Raw genomic sequence first — 21,687 nt, forward strand, 5'->3', positions numbered from 1 at the left:
ACAAGTTGTTGACATGGTAAAGACGTTTATGTCCGCGGAAATGCGCAGTTTCGAGATTTTTGAGGTATTGGAGCCCGCCTCCCAGACGATACCGTTCGTCTACAGCTCGCCTCATAGTGGTCGAATCTATCCGCCTGACTTCATCGCCCAATCCCGCCTGCAAGGCATCGCTATTCGCCGGTCGGAAGATCACTATGTCGACGAGCTTTTTTCGGCGGCGAGTTCGCTTGGTGCGCCGCTGCTGCTTGCCAATTTCCCGCGCGCCTATATCGATGTGAACCGCGAGCCCTATGAGCTCGATCCGCGCATGTTCGACGGGGCGTTGCCATCCTACGCCAATATCAATTCCCTGAGGGTTGCCGGCGGACTCGGCACGATCCCGCGAATCGTTGCCGAAAACATGGAGATCTACGCGCGCCGCGTGCCGGTGGAAGATGCGCTGAAGCGAATCGATACCATCTACAAGCCCTATCATGCCACGCTGCGGCGGCTGATCGCGCGCACCCATGTCAAATTCGGTTTTGGCGTGCTGGTCGATTGTCATTCGATGCCGGGCAATATCCGGATCGCCGGCAGCAACATGCGGCCCGATTTCATTCTCGGGGATCGCTACGGCACCAGCGCCTCGGCCGAGCTGTCACGCGCCGCGATGCAGATCCTCGAGGAGATGGGCTTCAACGCCGTGCGCAACAAGCCTTATGCCGGCGGCTTCATCACCGAGCATTACGGCCGTCCCTCTCGCGGGCTGCATGCCCTGCAGATCGAGGTCAACCGTTCGCTTTATGTCGACGAGACGACGCTGGAGAAGCGCCCGGATTTCGACAAGGTCGCGGCCGCGATCACACTCTTCATGAAGCGGATGGCCGAGCATGTGGAATCCTACACAGGCGATCCGGCGCTGGCGGCCGAGTGACCGTTTCGTTCCGTTGAGCTTGCCGAAGGGGTGGGCGGGCATTCGAAGCTTGGCGATCGGCTGAACGCAGTGGATGGGCAATGCATCGGACTATCACCGTCACCTATACGGAAGAAATGGTGCGCGATGCCGTGAAGACTTTTGTCTTGCGGCGGCTGATCGTCAATCAGAAGCGTCTCTGGGTCGCGGAAATCGCAATAATCTCGCTGTTTCTTTGGCAGCTTTGGAGCGATGGCGCCGGCTGGCCGGTTGGCGTCCTTGGCGCTATCGCCTTTCTCTATCCGGCCATGATTGTTCTCGCGTGGGTCGCGCATTACCGCAACACGGTCGGAAAATTCCGCAAAATGGCGACGCGCCAGGCGACGTTTACTCTTCGTGACGAGGGATTTGATGTCGCGTCCGAATTGGGATCGGCCCAAATTCCCTGGTCCACCGTTACCGAAATCTGGCAGCGGCCGACCTACTGGATGATATTTACAGCCATCAACCAGTTCATGACTCTGCCCATCCAGGCAGCAAGCGTTGATGATCTCGATTTTTTGAAATCGAAGCTGCGCTCCCCAATATCGCGATAAGCGCGGGTACCCTTGCAAAATCGCCCGGTCAGGCAAAAAAGAACCGCGCTTGTGGCGCGGCTAAGTCTAGGGAGGAAACACCCAAGGAGGGTATTTACAGTCGAAAGACTGCAGGAGGATATTGCTACCGCACTGCACAAATGTCAAGCACTTTGTTGCAGTGCAAAATTTTTAGGCAATTTTGGAAATTCTGCCCGATCCGCAGGCACTGCGCCCACGCCGTCATCATCCGGTTTGCTTCGCGGCCTATATGCGATATGACATCGCCATCCCGCCACTTACCCGGATTGACCATGCTTCCCGATCGCTCGTTCTTCCATCGTCTGGCCGAAGCGGCCAAGGCCGAAACCCTGCCGCGCTTCCGGGCCGGCATCGACGTGGTCAACAAGGAAGCCAAGGGCTTCGATCCGGTGACGGAAGGGGACCGCGCCGCAGAAGAGGCGATTCGCGCGCTGATCGAGTCCGAATTTCCCGATCACGGCGTCCTCGGCGAAGAGCATGGCAGCGTCGGGCTCGATCGTGAGTATGTCTGGGTGATCGACCCGATCGACGGCACGCGCGCCTTCATCTCGGGCGTCCCGGTCTGGGGAACGCTGATTGGCCTGCAGAAGAACGGTCGTGCCACGATGGGCCTGATCGACCAGCCCTTCACAGGCGAGCGCTATTTTGCCGATGGCAATGGCGCCACCTATTCCGGCCCGGACGGCGAAAGGCGGCTTCAGGTCCGCGATTGCGGCAGCCTCTCGAACGCCATCCTCTTCACCACCTCGCCGCATCTCTTCGTCGGTGACGAGCTTACCAAGTATCGCGAGATCGAGAGCCAGGTCCGGCTCTTCCGCTATGGCTGCGATTGCTATGCCTATGCGCTGCTTGCTGCGGGCCATGTCGATCTCGTCATCGAGAATTCGCTGAAGCCCTATGATGTCGGCGGCATCATTCCGGTCGTTGAGCAGGCCGGCGGCATCATGACCACCTGGGATGGCGGTCGTCCCGAAATGGGCGGAACGATCATCGCAGCCGGCAGCCGTGCGGTTTACGAGCAGGCGCTGGCCGTACTGTCTCGCTAGAGCAATTTCAGGAAAAGTGCGCAGCGGTTTTCCGTCTGGAATTGCGGAAAGACAAACGGGTAGGGCGATATGGCGATTCCATGAAGCGCCATATCGCTAAGCCGCTCAGGCCTCGGCTTCAATCTCATAGGCATTGGCCTCGGCGTCGCTGCCGGGGATGAAGGCGTGGATGGCGGCAAGCGCCTGATTGCGGTAGATATCGCGCTCTTGCAGGATTTCGTGCTTGGCGCCGTGGACCGGCACCAGCTGCGCGGCGCGGAAATAGCGCGAAAGCCGCTCCTGATCGGCATAGGGCACGACGCCGTCCCGCGTCGGGGCGATCAGAACGGTCGGGATCTGGATCGAAAACAGATGCTCAGGCCTGTTGACCTGCTCGATCGCGCGCAGGGCCTGCGATAACCATCGCGCCGTCGGCGGCCCGAGAGAGAGCTGCGGATAGGTGATGCCGATGCCGATGTTGCGTCGATAGCGCTGCTCGTCCGTCGTCAACGGATTGTCGGGGAAGGATTTCTCCTTGAACTTCCTGCTGAACTGCAAGCGGCCGAGGCCGATCCCGCTCACCGTGCCGGAAACGAAGCGGATGAGGCCGGGGGAGGCGCCATGACCCGTCAGGCCGATGAAGGGCGCCGACAGCACCATCCGGTCGATACGGGTTGCAAGCCGCGGAGCGGCCGACAGGGCAATCAGCCCGCCCGTTGAATGGGCGAGGAGAAAGAACGGCAGGCGCGTATCCGGCAGCACAATCTTGTCGAGGAAGGCGGTCAGATCCCGCTCATAGTCGGAAAATCGGCCGATATGGCCGCGCAAGGGGTCTTTCAACAGCCGTTCCGATCCGCCCTGGCCACGAAGATCGAAGGTCGCGACCCACAGGCCCTTGGCTGTGAGGTCGCGGACCGTCTCGAAATATTTCTCCATGAATTCGTTACGGCCCTGCAGCAGAACCACGGTTCCCTTGGCAACCGGCTGTTCGCAACGGAAGACGGCGTAGCGGAGCTTCCGCCCGTCGAAACTCTCGAAGAACCCTTCGGTGCGGTTTTCCGGCACCGGATTGTCCGCTGTGGAATAGAGGACCGAATCCATGACGATGTCGCGCCTCGCTGACCAATGGCTGTTCTCAAGGGGATAGCGCAGCCGCGTGGAATTGCAACAGGTTTATGGCTTTTCTCCGAATGGGGTGTGCGGCGCCGACTGGAGGGTCGAAGCTGCTTCCGCATCAGGTTTTCGGCGCCGTACCGCGTCGTTCTAGTGCGGTTCTGCGGATGATGTCGGCAATCTCCGGGCTGCTGCTCGACAGCATCTGGAAATCGGAGGAGTAGAGCGACAGCAGCGAGACTTCGGTGGTGGCGCTGACGGTCGCCGAGCGGGGCTCGCCGGTGATGAGCGCCATTTCGCCGAAGAAGCTGCCGGAGCCGAGTTCCACCGGGTTGGGCGTGGCGACGCTGACGCGGCCCTCGACGATGAAGAACATCTGATCGCCGGCCTCGCCCTTGCGGCAGATGATGCCGCCGGCCGGCACGATGCGAGGTCTGAGTGCCCGGACGATCTCGATGAGGGCGCCCGAACCGAGCTTCTGGAACAGCGGCACTGCCGCGACCAGCTGCCAGTTGCGCACGAAATCCTGGCGGCGTACCTCTTCGTAGAAGCCGGTGGCGAGAATGCCGGCCCACAGCGCGAAGATGCCGATCCCGCTCATCATGACCAGCCCGGCAAGGATGCGGCCGGCGAGGCTTTGCGGAATCTCGTCGCCATAGCCCGTGGTCGACAGCGTGGCCACCGCCCACCACATCGCAAGCGGGATGCTGCCGAACTTGTCGGGCTGGATGTCACGCTCGATGATATAGGCTGCGAGCGCTGCGGCGAACAGCACGATTCCGAAGATCGAGGTGACGCCGATCAGGTTGCGGGCTTCCTTGCTCAGAACCCGGCCCAGCAGGCGGAAGAAGGTCGAGCCGCGCAGCGGCTTCAGCAGCCAGATCGAACAATAGAGGCTCTGGTCGCGGCCGCGGATGAAGAGGAATGCGGCCAGAGGGATCAGCACGGCCAGCGCGTCGACCGCAATTTCCGGCACCCTGCCGCGAACATCAGTTGCCCGATGGATGATCAATGTCTCGATCAATTGCAGGACATATGCCGCCCATATGCCGGCAAGCACGACTTCCAGGATGAGCCTGATCTGATCGGTCAGATCGGGCATCGTCAGTGCCGCGACCGTCAGCAGACCGATGGCAGCCAGCACCGCATTCAGCGATGCGGAAATTTTCGAGAAAGAGAGCGCCGACATTGATTACCCCGGGTGGCCGCCACGCTCGCACAATAGGATGGCTTCGATCCAAACGTAAAGGGCCGGCATTGCACGGCGATAACCGGGCTCGGGCAGCGGCGAGGGAGCAATCGCGACCGCCTTGCTACCTTGGGGCATTTCACGCTCCCTACCGCTATCGCTGGCCCGTATCGAGCGGGAAGCCCTTGAAAGGCTTGATTTCCTTCAGCACGAACGTGGTCTGCATCTCCTTGATGCGCGGCAGGCGGCGCACGACGGCCATGGCGAAATCGGCATAGCTGTCGAGGTCGGCGGCCACGACCTGCAGCAGAAAATCCGCGTCTCCGGCGATGCTGTAGCAGGCGACGACCTCGTTGAGCTTCAGGACGTCGTGAGAGAATTCCTCGGCCTCCGTCTCGCTGTGGCTGTCAATCTTGACCCGGATGAAGGCAAGGACGCCGAGACCGATTTGCCGCCTGTCGAGGGTGGCCGCATAGCCCTGGATCACTCCCGTTTCTTCCAGCTGGCGCACGCGCCGCCAGCATGGCGATGTGGAAAGCCCGACCTCGGACGAGAGCGCCTGGTTCGTCAGACGTCCGTCCTTCTGGAGCGCGCCAAGAATGCGTAAATCGATGGGTTCAAGGATTTCGGGCATATGCTACCTAAATTCTGATAGATTTGGGTAGATGCTATCATAATTTCGCTCACAGCCGCAATAAAAGGCAGGATTGCTCCCGATCGAGACGATATCCTCTGCGAGCACATTGTTTCAACAGCAGCAGGTCTCCATGCTTCCCGATATTCGTCTTGCCATCGTCATCAATCCGGCATTGCCGGTCGGCCTCATCGCCAACACCGCAGGCGCCATCGCGATCGGGCTGGGCGCGAAATTTCCAGCCCTTGCGGCTCACCAGTTGACCGACAGGCAAGGCAGGACCATCGACATCAGCTCGAACCTGCCCGTTCCGATCCTGCAGGCGGATGCGGAGGTTCTGCGATCGCTGTTGCTGAAAACCTTGCCGGTGGGCGGCGACCGCGCGATCGTTCTGTTTCCGGCCTTTGCCCGTTTGCTGCATGACTATCGGGAATATGAGGCGACGTTTCCCGGGCGCGATCTCGCCGAGGAGGCGATCGATGGTCTGGGAATAGCCGGCCCGTCGAAGTGGGTGAAGTCGCTCACCGGGTCGCTGAAGCTGCTGCGCTGATCGGGGAAAGAAAAAAGGCCGGCTTACGGAGATAGAGAGATCCGCTTCGCCGGCCGAGCAAGGACTGAAGAAGAAGGGACGATACACTTCAGTCATCGGATGATGGTCTTCCGATGGTTTGGAGATTAGGCCCGCCAGCCTGAACGGGTTCCGAACCAGTCGTTCATCTGCGGTTCACGGAGCAATTCTGTGCAAAATGGCGGCGGCGGCGCAGGGGGCTTGAACTCCGGAAAATCGATCCCCATCTCTTTTTCGCGGGTGCCAAACGGGCCTGCGGAACCGTCCCGAGGCTGCCAGAAGTGGGGTCATGGGACAAAAATTGAAATCGCAATTGTCGCTCACAGGAGGACTCCATGCGTCACGTAGACTTCTCTCCCCTTTACCGTTCCACCGTCGGTTTCGACCGTCTTTTCACTATGCTCGACAGCCTTGGTCAGCCGGATCAGGCTCAGACCTATCCGCCCTACAATATCGAGCGCACGGGTGAAAACACCTATCGCATCACCATGGCCGTTGCCGGTTTCGATGAAAAGGAACTGAGCATCGAGGCTCACGCCCATGTCCTTCAGGTCAAGGGTGAAAAGAGCGAAGAGCCGGCGGAAACCAGCGAATATCTCTATCGCGGTATCGCCAAGCGCGCCTTCGAGCGTCGTTTCCAGCTCGCCGATCATGTCGAGGTCCAGGCCGCATCGCTGAAGAATGGTTTGCTGCACATCGATCTGTTGCGCAACATTCCGGAAGCCATGAAGCCCCGTCGTATCTCCATTGCGGCCGAGCAGGTGGATACCCCGAAGGCCATCGAGGCTCATATCAACTAATGCGGGCTGACGGTAAGCCGTCATGCCCGGGCTGGCGGTCTTCGACCGCCCGGCCTTTGATCCTCCCAAGATCAAAAAGGAAGCGGCGCTCCATCGGGGCGCCGCTTCTGCTTTGACTTGACGTCGAAAGTCTCAGGCCGCGTTCGTCGCTTCGCTCGGCTTTGAGCCTGCCTGGATCTTTGCTGCCTCGCGCCGCTTGGCGGCATCGGCGTATTTCTGGGCAAGCACGGCGCAGGTCATCAGCTGGATCTGGTGGAACAGCATCAGCGGCAGCACGATGGCGCCGATGCTCTGGCCGGCGAAGATGACGTTTGCCATGGGTACGCCGCTTGCGAGCGACTTCTTCGAGCCGCAGAAGGTGATGGTGATCTCGTCGGCCTTTTCGAAACCGAGGGCGCGGCTGCCGAACATGGTGATGCAGATCACCATCGCCAGAAGCACCATGTTGGCGACGATCACGGTTGCGATATCGAGCACGGAGAAGGTGTGCCACAAGCCTTCGACCACGGCTTCGCTGAAGGCAGAATAGACGACCATGAGAATCGAGCCGCGATCGACCGGCATCAGGATCTTCTTCTTCGAGCGTATCCAGTTGCCGATCCACGGCTGCAGCAGCTGGCCCAGAATGAAGGGGGCAAGCAACTGCATCATGATCTGCCACAGGACATCCCAGGAGAAGCCGCCTCCGTGGCCGCCGACCGAAAACAGCACGCCGACGAGCAGCGGTGTCAGGAACATGCCGAAGATGTTCGAGGCCGATGCCGAGCAGATCGCAGCCGGAACGTTGCCGCCGGCGATGGAGGTGAAGGCGATCGATGATTGTACGGTCGAGGGCAGGACGCTCAAAAACAACAGCCCGGTGTAAAGCGATACAGGCAGAATGCTCTCCGGAACGACATGACCTATGGCCAGGACCAGCAGCGGGAAAATGCCGAAGGTCGTCAGCAGGATGACGAGATGCAGCCGCCAATGCAGCATGCCGGCGATGACGACATCGCGCGACAGGCGCGCGCCGTGCAGGAAGAACAAGAGGCCGATGGCGAAGTTGGTGGCGATGCCGAAATAGTGGGCGCTTGCCCCCTGAACGGGAAGGAAGGAGGCCGTCAGTACGGTCAGCACCAACAGCATGGTAAAGGTATCCGGAAGAAAGCGGCGCATCGTGCCTACCCCAATCGCATTTGCACGTCTTAAAAAATAGCTGTTGTAGATAGACCTATCGTGATCCACGATGCAAGGAATAACAGTTATCGTGATTTAGGATAGTCCATGCTGGATCTCACACAATTGCGCAGTTTCGTTGCCGTCGAGCAGATGGGCGGTTTCACGCTGGCGGCGGAGCGTCTCGGGCTTGGGCAGTCGACCGTTAGCCAGCACATACAGCGGCTGGAAGCGGAACTCGGGCGCAAGCTGCTTGCGCGCGACACGCATCGGGTTGTCCTGACTGGCGACGGCGAGGCATTGCTCGGCCATGCGCGGCAGATGCTGTCGATCGAAGGCGAGGTGCGGCAGCTCTTCGCCGGCAATAGCCTCCGCGGTAATCTCCGGCTCGGCGTTTCCGAGGATTTCGTCACCAGCCAGCTCCCCGACGTGCTGGAGGAATTCGTCCGCTCGCACCCGTCTGTCGATTTGGAATTGACGGTGGCGCTAAGCGGCACGCTCTATGAGATGCAGGACAATGGCGATCTCGATCTGGTGCTGGCCAAGCGCCGACTCGGCGATATCAGAGGCAAGCTGGTCTATCGCGAGCCGCTGGTCTGGCTGGCGCGCGATCCCGATCGCATCCGCAGGCTTGCGGGACCGCTGCCGCTGATCGCCTTTCCCACCCCCAGCGTCACGCGCGCCGTTGCGCTTGAGGCGCTCCGCCGGCAGCAGATGCCGTGGCGGATCGTCTGCACCTGCGGCAGCCTCAGCGGCCTGACGGCGGCGGCGCGCGCCGGCATGGGCGTTCTCGTCCAGCCCAAGAGCATGGCGCCGGCCGGTTTGACGGAGATCGCCTCGGGTTGGCTGCCCGTCCTGGAGGATGTGGAATTCGTGCTCGTACCGCGCAAGGGCGCGGACCAACTATTAGTCAATGCGCTTTCGGACGATATTCTGGCTAAGGTCAGAGGGCCGCGATCAAGCTGACGATTGGGACGCCGATATGAAGCGCCGCCCGGCCCAGAGCCGGGATCGGCGCTCCTTTTACGCAATCAGCCGAGGCAGGCGAGGAAGTTCGCCACGTCGGCCTCTGTCGTTGCAAAGCTGGTGACGAGGCGGATCAGCGTTTCATTCTCGCCGACCAGATCCGGCTGTGCTTCCGGGATCGGCCATTCGTAGAACTTTGCTCCCTTGTCTTCCGCAGTTTTGGCGGAGGATTTCGGTACGATCGCGAAAACCTCGTTCGAGATCGTCGGCCATGCCAAGCGGGCACCCGGAACTTTCTCAAGGCCGGCGCGAAGGCGATCGGCCATGCCATTTGAATGGCGGGCGAGATCGAGCCAGAGACCATCCTGGAAATAACCGTCGAACTGGGCGGCAATGAAGCGCGACTTGGAAAAGAGCTGGGCGGCGCGCTTGCGGATGAAGTGCATTTCCTTCGCCTTCTCAGGATCGAAGAAGACGATTGCTTCTGCGCACCAGCAGCCGTTCTTGGTGCCGCCGAAGGAGAGAATGTCGACGCCGCGCTTCCACGTCATCTCGGCTGGGCTCGCGCCGAGCGCGACCAGGGCGTTGGCGAAGCGTGCGCCATCCATATGCAGCGGCAGGCCGTTGGCCTTGGTGATGGCGGCAATGGCGTCGATTTCAGCGAGCGAATAGACCGTGCCGATCTCCGTCGCCTGCGTGATCGTGACGGCAGCTGCACGGCCATGATGCACGGCATCCTGCGGGAAGCGGCCGATCTTGGTGGCAAGCGCCTTGGGATCGATCTTGCCAAGAGCGCCCTCGACGGTTGCGAGACGCGCGCCGCTGAAGAAATCGGGCGCGCCGCATTCGTCTTCGGCGACATGCGCCTCGGTATGGCAGAAGCTGATGCCGCCCGGCTTCTGAACGCTGGCGAGCGACAGCGAATTGGCGGCCGTGCCCGTTGCGACGAAAAAGACGGCGACCTCGCGCTCGAACACCTCGGCGAATTTGGCTTCGACACGCTGGTCGAGCTCACTCGTACCATACGCGGAGGCAAAGCCGCTGGATTCGGCGAGCAGACGTTCGGCGATTTTGGAATGGGCGCCAGCCCAATTATCGGAAGCAAAAAACATGGAAATGCACCAGATGAAGGATTGAATTGCGACTAGATTAAATAGGGTCGGCGGGACATTACGCCAATGCAAAAACCTATCAAGTGCATGCGTTTGAAGAACTCATCACAGAAATTGATCTACGCAATCAACAAATAAAATGATGCTCTGCGGCGAAACTTTATTGCTCTATTTGTGCAACAAAGGCAATCTTCCGTCTTTCGTTGACGAATTTTTGCCGTTTTGCTCTTGCGAAGGCCTGAGCTTTCTGGCATAGAGCTGATGAATTAGGACAGGGTTGCTGTCCTATTTTGGCCGCCGAGGCCGAAGATGCGCTAGAGGGCCCTGACGATGTCGGGATTTCGAGCTATAGTTACCGCGAGCATGCCCCTTCAAGCCCTTTGGGCGGCGGGCAATGCGGCGGTGGAATAGCAAGGCGCGAACGCTGACGACTGGCTCCACATCGGGGCCATGGTTCGCGGCCGGATCTTCACAATGCAACAGAGCTGTCGCGCGTCGGCGCCGGAAACGGACCGCGCGGGACGAAGGAGCGCCCGCGAGGCGGGCCTTATCGGAGGGAAGACGATGACGAACAGGAAGACGTTCACGAGTTTTGACCAGACCGCTGCAGCCAATGCTGCCGCGACGGCCAAAACGACGAAACGCGCCAATCGTTCGAAATCGGTGGGCATCCCGCCGAAACAGGGCCTTTACGATCCGCGCAACGAACATGACGCCTGCGGCGTCGGCTTCGTCGCACATATGAAGGGCCAGAAGTCGCACCAGATCGTGCGCGACGGCCTGTTCATTCTCGAGAACCTGACGCATCGCGGTGCCGTCGGTGCCGATCCGCTGATGGGCGACGGCGCGGGCATTCTCGTGCAGATTCCCGACCGCTTTTTCCGCGAGGAGATGGCCAAGCAGGGCATCATCCTGCCGAAGGCAGGCGAATATGGCGTCGGCCATTTCTTCCTGCCGCGCGACGAGGCGCTGATCGAGCATTTCAAGACTGCCATCAAGCAGGTCGTCGTTGAGGAAGGCCAGGTTCTGCTCGGCTTCCGCGACGTGCCGGTCGACAACTCCTCGCTGTCGAAGGCGCCCGACATTGCCGCCACCGAGCCGCATCATGTTCAGGTCTTCATCGGCGCCGGCCGCGATGCCGGCACCAACGAGGAGTTCGAGCGCCGCCTCTTCACCCTGCGCAAGGTGATCTCCAACCGCATCTATGCGGAATATGAGGGCGAGGAGAGCAGCTTCTATCCCGTCTCGCTGTCGAGCTCGACCATCGTCTACAAGGGCATGTTCCTCGCCTACCAGGTGGGCGCCTATTATAAGGACCTGTCCGACCCGCGCTTCGAGACGGCGGTTGCGCTCGTGCACCAGCGCTTCTCGACCAATACCTTCCCGTCGTGGAAGCTCGCGCACCCCTACCGCATGGTCGCGCATAACGGCGAAATCAACACGCTGCGCGGCAACGTCAACTGGATGGCCGCACGTCAGGCGTCGGTATCCTCACCGCTGTTCGGCGAGGATATCTCGAAGCTCTGGCCGATCTCCTATGAGGGGCAGTCGGACACGGCCTGTTTCGACAACGCGCTCGAATTCCTCGTGCGCGGCGGCTATTCCATGGCGCATGCCATGATGATGCTCATCCCGGAAGCATGGGCCGGCAATCAGCTGATGGCGGCCGAGCGCAAGGCATTCTACGAGTATCACGCAGCGCTGATGGAGCCGTGGGACGGCCCGGCCGCCGTTGCCTTCACCGACGGCAAGCAGATCGGCGCGACGCTCGACCGTAACGGTCTGCGTCCGGCCCGCTATCTCGTCACCAACGACGACCGCATCATCATGGCGTCCGAAGCCGGCGTTCTGCCTGTCGAGGAAGAGAAGATCATCCAGAAATGGCGCCTGCAGCCGGGCAAGATGCTGCTGATCGACATGGAAAAGGGCCGCATCATCTCCGACGACGAGGTGAAGTCGGAACTGTCAACCAAACATCCCTATCGCAGCTGGCTGAACCGCACGCAGCTGATCCTCGAAGACCTGAAGCCCGTAGAGCCGCGGGCGCTGCGTCGCGACGTGTCGCTGCTCGACCGTCAGCAGGCCTTTGGCTACACGACCGAAGACACCAAGCTGCTGATGTCGCCAATGGCGACGACGGGGCAGGAAGCCGTCGGTTCGATGGGTACGGATACGCCGATCTCGGCCATGTCCGACAAGCCGAAGCTGCTCTACACCTACTTCAAGCAGAACTTCGCGCAGGTAACGAACCCGCCGATCGATCCGATCCGCGAAGAGCTGGTCATGAGCCTCGTCTCGTTCATCGGCCCGCGCCCGAACCTGCTCGACCATACCGGCATGGCCAACGCCAAGCGCCTGGAAGTGCGCCAGCCGATCCTGACCAACGGCGATCTCGAAAAGATCCGCTCGATCGGCCACACCGAGGATCGCTTCGACACCAAGACGCTCGACTTCACCTATGATGTCGAACGCGGCGCCGAAGGCATGCCGGAGATGCTCGATCGTCTCTGCGAGCGGGCGGAAGCGGCAGTTCGTGGCGGCTACAACATCATCGTACTCTCCGACCGTCAGATCGGGCCGGACCGCATCGCGATCCCGGCGCTGCTGGCGACGGCCGCCGTGCACCATCACCTGATCCGCAAGGGCCTGCGCACCTCGGTCGGCATCGTCGTCGAAACCGGCGAGCCGCGCGAAGTGCATCACTTTTGCCTGTTGGCCGGTTACGGCGCTGAAGCAATCAACCCCTACCTCGCCTTCGACACGCTGCTCGACATGCATCAGCGCGGCGAATTCCCGAAGGAAGTGGACGCGACCGAAGTCGTCTACCGCTACATCAAGGCTGTTGGTAAAGGCATCCTCAAGGTGATGTCGAAGATGGGCATCTCCACCTATCAGTCCTATTGCGGCGCGCAGATCTTCGATGCTGTGGGCTTGCAGCAGGAGCTGGTCGACAAGTATTTCTTCGGCACGGCAACCATGATCGAGGGCATCGGCCTCGACACGATCGCCGAGGAAACCGTCGCTCGTCACGCATCCGCTTTCGGCCGCGATCCGCTGCTGGCAAGCACGCTCGATATCGGCGGCGAATATGCCTACCGCATGCGCGGCGAAAGCCATGCGTGGACACCGGATGCGGTGGCGGCGCTCCAGCATGCCGTGCGTGGGAATGCCGAGGATCGCTATCGCGAATTCTCCGAAATGGTCAACGACTCGGCGCTCCGGATGAACACCATCCGTGGTCTCTTCAAGATTAGGGGTGCGGATGCGCTCGGCCGCAAGCCGATCTCGGTCGACGAGGTCGAGCCGGCTGCCGATATCGTCAAGCGCTTCTCGACGGGCGCCATGTCCTTCGGCTCGATCAGCCGCGAGGCGCATACGACGCTGGCGATCGCCATGAACCGGATCGGCGGCAAGTCGAACACCGGCGAGGGCGGCGAGGAAGCCGACCGCTATATGCCGCTCTTCGACGGTTCGCCGAACCCGGAACGCTCCGCCATCAAGCAGATCGCCTCCGGCCGCTTCGGCGTGACGACCGAATATCTTGTTAATGCCGACGTGCTGCAGATCAAGGTCGCGCAGGGCGCCAAGCCCGGCGAAGGCGGCCAGTTGCCCGGCCACAAGGTCGATGCGACGGTTGCCAAGACCCGGCATTCGACGCCGGGCGTCGGCCTCATCTCGCCGCCGCCGCACCATGATATCTATTCGATCGAAGATCTGGCACAGCTGATCTACGACCTGAAGAACGTCAACCCGACGTCGGATGTCTCGGTCAAGCTCGTCTCGGAAGTCGGCGTCGGCACGGTTGCCGCCGGCGTCGCCAAGGCGCGCGCCGACCATATCACCGTGTCAGGCTATGATGGCGGCACCGGCGCTTCGCCGCTGACCTCGCTGAAACATGCGGGTTCGCCTTGGGAAATCGGCCTTGCCGAGACCCAGCAGACCCTGGTGCTGAACGGGCTGCGTTCGCGCATCGCCCTGCAGGTCGACGGCGGTCTGAAGACCGGCCGCGACGTCATTATTGGCGCGCTGCTCGGTGCCGATGAATTCGGCTTTGCGACCGCGCCGCTGATCGCGGCCGGCTGCATCATGATGCGCAAATGCCACCTCAACACCTGTCCGGTTGGCGTCGCCACCCAGGACCCGGTCCTGCGCAAGCGCTTCAAGGGCGCGCCGGAGCATGTCATCAACTACTTCTTCTTCGTGGCTGAAGAGGTGCGTGAGATCCTTGCCTCGCTTGGCGTCGCCAAGCTGGACGACATCATCGGCGCCTCCGAACTTCTGGAGAAGGACGACATGCTCGCCCACTGGAAGGCGAGGGGCCTCGATTTCAGCCGCATCTTCCACAAGGTCGATGCGCCGAAGGAAGAGACCTACTGGACCACGCTGCAGAAGCACCCGATCGACGACATTCTCGACCGCAAGCTGATCGAGAAGGCCGAGCCGGCGCTTTCTTCCAAGACACCGGTCGCCTTCGAAGTCGACATCAAGAACGTCGACCGTTCGGCTGGTGCCATGCTGTCGGGCGCAGTCGCCAAACGCTACGGCCATCGCGGCCTGAAGGATGACACGATCAATGTCACCCTGAAGGGGACGGCCGGTCAGTCCTTCGCGGCGTTCCTGGCGCGGGGCATCACCTTCAACCTCGTTGGCGACGGCAACGATTATGTCGGCAAGGGCCTTTCCGGCGGCCGCATCATCATCCGCCCGCCGGAAAATTCGAAGATCGTTGCCGAGAACTCGATCATCGTCGGCAACACCGTGCTCTACGGCGCGACTGAAGGCGAGTGCTACTTCCGCGGTGTCGCGGGCGAGCGCTTCGCGGTCAGAAATTCCGGCGCGATCGCCGTCGTCGAAGGCGTGGGCGATCACGGCTGCGAATACATGACCGGCGGCGTCGTCGTCGTGCTCGGCGAAACCGGACGCAATTTCGCGGCCGGCATGTCGGGCGGCGTGGCCTATGTGTTCGACGAGGCGGGTGATTTCGCCCGGCGCTGCAACATGGCCATGGTCGAGCTGGAGCCGGTTCCCGAAGAGGACGAACTGCTGGAGAAGCTGCATCATCACGGCGGCGACATCATGCACAAGGGACGTGTCGACGTCTCCGATGACATGACGCGCCACGATGAGGAGCGTCTCTTCCAGCTGATTTCGAACCACTTCCACTATACGGGCTCGACGCGAGCCAAGGAGATCCTCGATCACTGGGCCGACTACCGCCCGAAATTCCGCAAGGTCATGCCGGTCGAATACCGGCGCGCCCTTGAGGAAATGGAGCGCAGCCGGATGAGCGTGGCGGCGGAGTAATCCGCCCCGGTTCTGAAACCAGTCGAGGGTTTCGCCTCGCATTGCGATCGCCGTCATAGCGGTCGCGACTGTCGAATAGCGGAATCGGATTTGAATTACAGTGCCGCGCAGGGACCCCGAGATGACCCGCAGGCACGGGAGCCATGAGCTCCTCTTTTAGAGTGAGGAAACGAAAGCATGGGCAAGGTAACAGGCTTCTTGGAAATCGACCGGCAGGTGGCGAAGTATCAGCCGGCGTCGGACCGCATCCGGCATTTCCGCGAATTCACGATCCCCATGTCGGACCAGGAAGTGCAGAAACAGGCGGCGCGCTGCATGGACTGTGGCATTCCCTATTGCCACGGCCCGACCGGCTGCCCGGTGCACAACCAGATCCCCGATTGGAACGATCTCGTTTATAACAACAACTGGGAACAGGCGATCCGCAACCTGCATTCGACCAACAACTTCCCGGAATTCACCGGCCGTGTCTGCCCCGCGCCTTGCGAGGAGGCCTGCACGCTGAATCTGGAAGATGCGCCGGTCGCCATCAAGACGGTGGAGCAGGCGATTGCCGACAAGGCCTATGAGCTCGGCTTCATCCGCCCGCAGCCGGCAACGGTGCATACGGGCAAGAAGGTGGCGATCATCGGCTCCGGCCCCGCCGGCATGGCTGCGGCCCAGCAGCTCGGTCGCGCCGGTCACGACGTCCATCTCTACGAGCGTGAAAGCAAGGCCGGCGGCCTGCTGCGCTACGGCATCCCGGACTTCAAGATGGAGAAGAACTTCATCGACCGTCGCGTCGAGCAGATGAAGGGCGAGGGTGTCACCTTCCATTGCGGCGTCAATGTCGGCGTCGACGTGAAGATGGAGCAGCTTCTGGCCGATTACGATGCTGTGCTCTATTGCGGCGGCTCGGAAACCCCGCGCGAAGCCGGCATCCCCGGCACGACGCTCGCCGGCGTTCATGATGCCATGCCCTATCTCGTGCAGCAGAACCGCCGCGTCGGCCGCGAAAACATCGACAGCGTCGGCTGGCCGGCCGACCCAATTCTTGCCGGCGGCAAGCACATCGTCGTCGTCGGTGGCGGCGATACGGCATCGGATTGCGTCGGCACGGCGTTCCGTCAGGGTGCGGTGAAGGTAACCCAGCTCGACATTCGTCCGCAGCCGCCGGAAAAGGAAGACAAGCTCGCCGTATGGCCCTTCTGGGCAACGAAGATGCGCACCTCTTCCTCGCAGGCCGAAGGTGCTGTCCGCGAATTCCAGGTCGCAACGCTTGAATTCATCGGCGAAGACGGCGTGCTGACGGGCGTGAAGTGCTGCGAGGTGGATGAGCGCCGCAAGCCGATTGCCGGCACGGAATTCGTCATCCGCGCCGATCTCGCCTTCATCGCCATCGGCTTCCGCGGCCCGTTCACCGACGGCGTGCTCAAGGAACTCGACGGCAAGCTGACTGTGAATACCGACCGCCGCGGCTCGACCAACGTCGTTGCCAACGACAAGGACTACAAGACTTCGGTCGACAAGCTCTGGACAGCCGGCGACATTCGCCGCGGCCAGTCGCTGGTCGTCTGGGCGATCCGCGAGGGCCGTCAGGCCGCGCGCGCGATCGACGAGGCGCTGATGGGTTCGACGGTTCTGCCGAACTAAAATTCGCCGCTGTTTTCGCACAGTGACCAAAGGCCGGGTTCGAAATAAACCCGGCCTTTGTCGTTATCGGCTTGCGGCGATGTTCCAGTTGTAGATGCAGCGGTCGAGGCCGATGGCGATTTCGAGCACGGCGACTTCGTGGTTTAGCGCCGGCCCCTTCTTCGGTTGGCTGCGATATCGCTGCGGAAAGTCGGTGCGTCTCGAGATCGAGCAGACCTCCATCCATTTGTCGCCGTTGTCGACCTCGATATCCATGGTGATCTCGGAGTAAGCCGGAAGACGATCGGACGGCACGATCCTCGTCGGCAGGTGAATGACCGAGGCGATCATCCGGCGAACCGGTTCCAGCGACGTGGCATGGTAGTCATTGCCGCTGTCTGCGGTAAAGGCGCATTGGAACTCGAGCTGCCAGAATTCCTTGAGCCTGACATGCTTGCTCGGCTGGTCCTGTTCCCGCCGGTAGGACTTTCCCGCCTGCCAGACGCATAGCGGCAGCCGCGTTCTGGAATGATTGCCGAGAAGATGCTGCATATAGATGTAGGTGGACGGCGTCGTTTCCGGCCGAAGCACGAGTTCGGCCTCGGTCTTCGAGACCTGCTCCTGCACCCATATGTCGGCGTTGGAATAAGCGTCCGAGACGAGGCTGCGGGGCATCAGGGTCGGCGCTTCGACCCTGCGAATATCCCAGGCCGGGTTTGCTGATCGCAGAAAGCGGGCGACTTCATCGGAAAAGAAGCGGACGAAATCGTCGCGCAGGCGGATATCACGCTCTTCCCAATGAACGAGCGAATTGACGTTATAGATACTGAGCACGTGCCATTCTCCATGGGCAACGTTGATGTCTGGAGGTGAGGGCTTTACGTCCAGCAGCCGCCGGACGCATCAACGCCTCCGGCTGTCACGACTGGACGCGGAGACCTCGGCCGGAGAAAGCGCGCAAAACCACAGCCTGCGGGCAGGTGCGATTACGATCGATCTGATCTGCGCTCTTGGTGCTCATGCAGCTCTTCTATGGGCGACTTGCGGCCTTGTCAAATCGCGCCTGCGCCGCTTACCGCTCGACCGATCCCGGCAACCTGTAGTCATCGACGCGGCCGACCGGCGCGGGGCCCATCAGACCCTTCTCGACCAGAAGATCGCGCGGCGACGATGTCGTCACGGTCGGGGAGGGCGTATTGCCCAGAAGTTGTGCGCCGCCGTCGAGATCGGGATCGGAGAGGCTCATCGGCTGCGTGCGGATGATCTTTTCCGATTCCGCGCCGGGAAGGCTGGCCTGCTGCGCCGGCAGCGGATTGCCGGTATCCAGGCGCGTGATGTCGGGGCTTGCCTGATCGCCCAAGATCCGGCGTGCCGACTTTTCCAGATAGAAGGCGAGCTTGCGCTTGCCTGCGGCCGTCAGATTGACTCCATCCGCCGTTCTTAGGCGCACTTGCTGGCCGTTGATGTCGGAGCCGGTGACAATGAACTCGCCGTTCTGGTCGGTAAATCCGTCCCATATGTCGATGAATTCGCCACCGACGCTGGTCATCTGGCTTTGGTAGACCTGATTGAGCTTGACGGCGCTCGCGGTCAGCTGATCGGAGCCGAAGGAGGGCAGTCCGACCCAGAGCAGCGGAATATGGCGGCTCGTCACCAGCTTGGCGAATTGCTGCACTCGCTCCTCATAGGCGAGAAACCACGGGTCCGTGCCGTATTTTTCATTGAGCCCGTCGCCGATCATCTGCTGGCGGTCGTTGGCGCCGATCATGACGACGACCATAGACGGTTTCAGCTGGTCGATCATCCCGGGCAATTGCTGCGGCCAGTTGTAATAGTCCTGACGCACGAGACCGGAGGCGACATTGCCGCGCGACTGAATGACGACGCCGGGGGAAGTGGAGAAGGCGTCCTCCAGCCCGGTTGCCAAGCCGCTTGCCAGGAAATCGCCGACGACAAGAATGGTCTTGGCATCGGGCAGCTTCTCTGCCGGCGGCGGCGTTGCCGGCTGCACGACTGGCTGGCGTGGCGGCGGGGTCGGCCGTTTCTTCGGCTGCACCTTGCGCCGTGGCGGCGGTTGTTCGACCGGCTGATCGGAGTAATCGGGCTCGCGGGTGCCGAACAGCATGTCGAACAGGTTTCGGCGGGGCCGCTCCTGGGCAGCGGCGGGGTTCGGCAGGCAGCCAAGCGCGATGACGGTCGTGAGGAACGCCGTCAGAACAACCTTCAAGATCACCATGGTCGCGCGGGCAGGTCGTTTCTTCATAGCTTCTTTTCCGCTCACGACCCCGTGGCCGCGTGAGGACGGCATGGCCGTCCGGCGATCCCGGAGCCGCTTGAGGCAGCCTACTTGCGCAGGGCTTTCAGCAGGTTCATCGACGGCTCGCCATCCGCATCCATGCCCATGCGCTCCTGAACGGCTGCAATCGCTGCCTTCGAGCCTGAGCCGAAATTGCCGTCGACGACGCCGTCATAATAGCCGAGTTCCTTCAGGCGCGTCTGCAGCTCGAATTTCTGCTTGACGTCGAGCGTGCCGCTCGGGCGCGGCCAGGATTGCTGCATGCCGCCATAGCCGGCGATCTGATCCGCAAGCAGGCCGACGGCGAGCGCGTAGCTGTCGGAGGCGTTGTAGCGCTTGATGGTGAAGAAGTTGCCGGTCATCAGGAAGCCGGGACCATCCGGACCGCCGGGCATCTTCAGCTGGGCGCGGTCGGAGGTCTGGCGGAAGCCCTTGCCGTTCGGACGCACGAAACCGAGGGCGGCCCATTGTGCGATCGTATGGGTCTTGCCGGCCTGGGCGCTGCCGCCCTTTGGTACGACGACTTCATAGCCCCAGGTGCGGCCGGTATCCCAGCCGTTCTTGGCGAGAAGATTGGCTGTCGTTGCCAATGCGTCCGGAATGGAATTCCAGATGTCGGCATGGCCGCTGCCATCGGCATCGACGGCGTAGAGCAGGTAGCTGGTCGGGATGAACTGCGTATGGCCCATGGCGCCGGCCCAGGAACCGTTCAGATCCTTGCGCGAGATATCGCCCTTCTGCAGGATCTTCAGCGCGGCGATGAGCTGCTTCTTGGCATAATTTGCCCGCTTCGGGTCGGCGTAGGCAAGCGTCGCCAGCGCGCGCGGCACATAATGCAGCCGGTCGTTCTTGGCGAGGACGGCGCCATAATTCGACTCCATCGACCAGATGGCCAGCATGATATTGCGGTCGACGCCGAAGTGCTGTTCGAGCGTGCGCAGTGTGGACCCGTATTTGACTGCCATCTTGCGGCCAATATCGACCGTATAGGGATTGACACGGGAGTCGAGGTAATCCCAGACTTGGGACTTGAATTCCGGTTGGTACTGCGCCTTTTCGAGGACCGTGGGGTCTGGGTCCGTCACGCCGGCGAATGCATTGCGGTAAGTCGATTGCGTAATGCCGCTCTTTGCAGCGGTAGCGTAAAAGCCCGCGATCCATTTCTGGAACCCAGGGTCGGCATTGGCGTTAACGGGAAGGAATCCCGCGAAGGCGCCGAGCGCGAGCGCCAGAGCGAGACCAAGAAGGGAGTGTTTGCGGTTTACGGTCATCTACAGCCTTGTCCATCAATCGTTGGATTTCGGTGCGGCGATGCACGTAGCATCGGCCCAAGCGTGACGCTAAACGAACGAAGTCAACAAATTCTTTACCATGGAAGTCCGGGCCAGTCATTATTTGCAAAACAGTAGCAAATTTAATCTACTGACCGTTAGAATGGCTTGGCGCCAACTGATTTAATGCCCAGGAGGTATGAGTGGGACAGCATAAGAAGGTTCGTAAGGCAGTATTTCCGGTTGCCGGGCTAGGGACGCGGTTCTTGCCGGCGACCAAGGCGGTGCCGAAGGAAATGCTGACCGTCGTGGACAAGCCGGTGATTCAGTACGTCGTCGACGAGGCGATGGAAGCGGGCATCGAGCATTTCGTGTTCGTCACGGGCCGCAGCAAGCACGTCATCGAAGACTATTTCGATATTCAGTTCGAGCTCGAGCAGACGCTGCGCCAGCGCAACAAGAACGCCGAGCTGTCGCTGCTGAACGGCCTGCTGCCGAAGGCCGGCACGGCGAGCTTCACGCGTCAGCAGGAGCCGCTCGGCCTTGGCCACGCCGTCTGGTGCGCCCGCGAGATCGTTGGCGACGAGCCCTTCGCGCTGCTGCTGCCCGACATGGTCATGCGCGCGGAAAAGGGCTGCATGAAGGGCATGATCGAACTCTATGAGCACAGCGGCGGCAACGTCATCGCCGTTGAAGAATGTGCCCCGGACCAAACCCATAAATACGGCATCGTCGGCGTCGGCGAGACGGTCGGCAACGGTTTCCGCATCACCGAGATGGTCGAGAAGCCGGCCAAGGGCACGGCTCCGTCCAACTTCTTCATCAATGGCCGCTATATCCTGCAGCCGGAAATCTTCCGTATTCTGGAAAGCCAGGAGCGCGGCGCCGGCAACGAGATCCAGCTGACGGACGGCATGCTGAAGCTTGCCAAGACTCAGGATTTCGCCGGCTACCACTTCCAGGGCCAGACTTTCGACTGTGGCGCCAAGGATGGCTTCATCCTCGCCAACGTTGCCTTCGCGCTGGCGCGCGCCGATATCCGCCCGACCATCGAGGACGAATTCAAGGCGTTGATCGCCGCCCTGAAGTAAGCCCTCGGACTTTCGGGGAAAATGTTGAGGCCCGGCACCT

17 protein-coding genes are annotated in these 21,687 nt (G+C 61.3%); 9 read left to right on the forward strand and 8 right to left on the reverse strand.

Going from position 1 to position 21,687, the window contains the following annotated elements; all coding sequences use genetic code 11:
- The first annotated feature begins 13 nt into the window (after positions 1-13).
- From BJ928_RS11180 to hisN, 3 genes are all read left to right on the forward strand, one after another.
- Positions 14-913 (forward strand): N-formylglutamate amidohydrolase, encoded by a 900-nt coding sequence (locus tag BJ928_RS11180; protein ID WP_245432284.1) that lies wholly within the window; start codon positions 14-16, stop codon positions 911-913.
- An 80-nt stretch (positions 914-993) separates the two neighbouring features.
- Positions 994-1,488 (forward strand): YcxB family protein, encoded by a 495-nt coding sequence (locus BJ928_RS11185; protein ID WP_047629013.1) that lies wholly within the window; start codon positions 994-996, stop codon positions 1,486-1,488.
- A gap of 293 nt (positions 1,489-1,781) precedes the next feature.
- The gene (hisN, locus tag BJ928_RS11190) at positions 1,782-2,555 is read left to right on the forward strand and encodes a histidinol-phosphatase (RefSeq protein WP_047629014.1); all 774 of its coding nucleotides are present in this window, start codon (positions 1,782-1,784) and stop codon (positions 2,553-2,555) included.
- Positions 2,556-2,660: 105 nt separating this feature from the next.
- Here the strand turns inward: hisN and BJ928_RS11195 are convergent, their stop codons facing one another.
- The 3 genes from BJ928_RS11195 to BJ928_RS11205 all read right to left on the reverse strand — a co-directional run bounded on the left by BJ928_RS11195 (position 2,661) and on the right by BJ928_RS11205 (position 5,470).
- On the reverse strand, positions 2,661-3,635 hold the full coding sequence (locus tag BJ928_RS11195) for an alpha/beta hydrolase (protein ID WP_047629015.1): 975 nt from the start codon (positions 3,633-3,635) through the stop codon (positions 2,661-2,663).
- 133 nt (positions 3,636-3,768) lie between these two features.
- Complete coding sequence (locus BJ928_RS11200; RefSeq protein ID WP_047629016.1) at positions 3,769-4,836, reverse strand: cyclic nucleotide-gated ion channel; 1,068 nt, start codon at positions 4,834-4,836, stop codon at positions 3,769-3,771.
- 154 nt (positions 4,837-4,990) lie between these two features.
- Positions 4,991-5,470, reverse strand: a complete 480-nt coding sequence (locus BJ928_RS11205; protein ID WP_047629017.1) for an Lrp/AsnC family transcriptional regulator — start codon at positions 5,468-5,470, stop codon at positions 4,991-4,993.
- A 133-nt stretch (positions 5,471-5,603) separates the two neighbouring features.
- On the opposite strand from BJ928_RS11205, the gene BJ928_RS11210 reads away from it, so the two are divergent.
- The gene (locus BJ928_RS11210) at positions 5,604-6,020 is read left to right on the forward strand and encodes a DUF2000 domain-containing protein (protein WP_047629018.1); all 417 of its coding nucleotides are present in this window, start codon (positions 5,604-5,606) and stop codon (positions 6,018-6,020) included.
- Positions 6,021-6,373: 353 nt separating this feature from the next.
- A complete protein-coding gene (locus tag BJ928_RS11215; RefSeq protein WP_047629019.1) occupies positions 6,374-6,838 on the forward strand; it encodes an Hsp20 family protein in 465 nt (154 codons plus the stop codon).
- A 132-nt stretch (positions 6,839-6,970) separates the two neighbouring features.
- On the opposite strand, the gene BJ928_RS11220 is transcribed toward BJ928_RS11215, so the two are convergent.
- Complete coding sequence (locus BJ928_RS11220) at positions 6,971-7,996, reverse strand: bile acid:sodium symporter family protein (RefSeq protein ID WP_047629020.1); 1,026 nt, start codon at positions 7,994-7,996, stop codon at positions 6,971-6,973.
- Positions 7,997-8,104: 108 nt separating this feature from the next.
- Between BJ928_RS11220 and BJ928_RS11225 the strand changes: the two genes are divergently transcribed.
- Positions 8,105-8,962 (forward strand): LysR family transcriptional regulator, encoded by an 858-nt coding sequence (locus BJ928_RS11225; RefSeq protein WP_047629021.1) that lies wholly within the window; start codon positions 8,105-8,107, stop codon positions 8,960-8,962.
- A 65-nt stretch (positions 8,963-9,027) separates the two neighbouring features.
- Here BJ928_RS11225 and BJ928_RS11230 read toward each other — a convergent pair whose 3' ends face one another.
- Positions 9,028-10,074: a low specificity L-threonine aldolase gene (locus tag BJ928_RS11230; RefSeq protein ID WP_047629022.1), complete on the reverse strand. Its 1,047-nt coding sequence runs from the start codon at positions 10,072-10,074 to the stop codon at positions 9,028-9,030.
- 564 nt (positions 10,075-10,638) lie between these two features.
- On the opposite strand from BJ928_RS11230, the gene gltB reads away from it, so the two are divergent.
- Positions 10,639-15,378, forward strand: a complete 4,740-nt coding sequence (gltB, locus tag BJ928_RS11235) for a glutamate synthase large subunit (RefSeq protein ID WP_047629023.1) — start codon at positions 10,639-10,641, stop codon at positions 15,376-15,378.
- 177 nt (positions 15,379-15,555) lie between these two features.
- Entirely contained in the window at positions 15,556-17,010 is a 1,455-nt protein-coding gene (locus BJ928_RS11240; protein WP_047629024.1) for a glutamate synthase subunit beta, read from the forward strand.
- Between the two features lie 63 nt (positions 17,011-17,073).
- Here BJ928_RS11240 and BJ928_RS11245 read toward each other — a convergent pair whose 3' ends face one another.
- The 3 genes from BJ928_RS11245 to BJ928_RS11255 all read right to left on the reverse strand — a co-directional run bounded on the left by BJ928_RS11245 (position 17,074) and on the right by BJ928_RS11255 (position 20,556).
- The gene (locus BJ928_RS11245) at positions 17,074-17,823 is read right to left on the reverse strand and encodes an aminoacyl--tRNA ligase-related protein (RefSeq protein WP_047629025.1); all 750 of its coding nucleotides are present in this window, start codon (positions 17,821-17,823) and stop codon (positions 17,074-17,076) included.
- Positions 17,824-18,061: 238 nt separating this feature from the next.
- A complete protein-coding gene (locus BJ928_RS11250) occupies positions 18,062-19,252 on the reverse strand; it encodes a DUF459 domain-containing protein (protein ID WP_047629027.1) in 1,191 nt (396 codons plus the stop codon).
- A gap of 80 nt (positions 19,253-19,332) precedes the next feature.
- Positions 19,333-20,556, reverse strand: a complete 1,224-nt coding sequence (locus BJ928_RS11255) for a lytic murein transglycosylase (protein WP_047629028.1) — start codon at positions 20,554-20,556, stop codon at positions 19,333-19,335.
- Between the two features lie 203 nt (positions 20,557-20,759).
- On the opposite strand from BJ928_RS11255, the gene galU reads away from it, so the two are divergent.
- Complete coding sequence (gene galU, locus BJ928_RS11260; RefSeq protein ID WP_047629029.1) at positions 20,760-21,647, forward strand: UTP--glucose-1-phosphate uridylyltransferase GalU; 888 nt, start codon at positions 20,760-20,762, stop codon at positions 21,645-21,647.
- Positions 21,648-21,687: the final 40 nt, after the last annotated feature.

The sequence above is a fragment of the Rhizobium sp. WW_1 genome (genome assembly GCF_003610155.1).
Taxonomy (GTDB): domain Bacteria; phylum Pseudomonadota; class Alphaproteobacteria; order Rhizobiales; family Rhizobiaceae; genus Rhizobium; species Rhizobium tropici_A.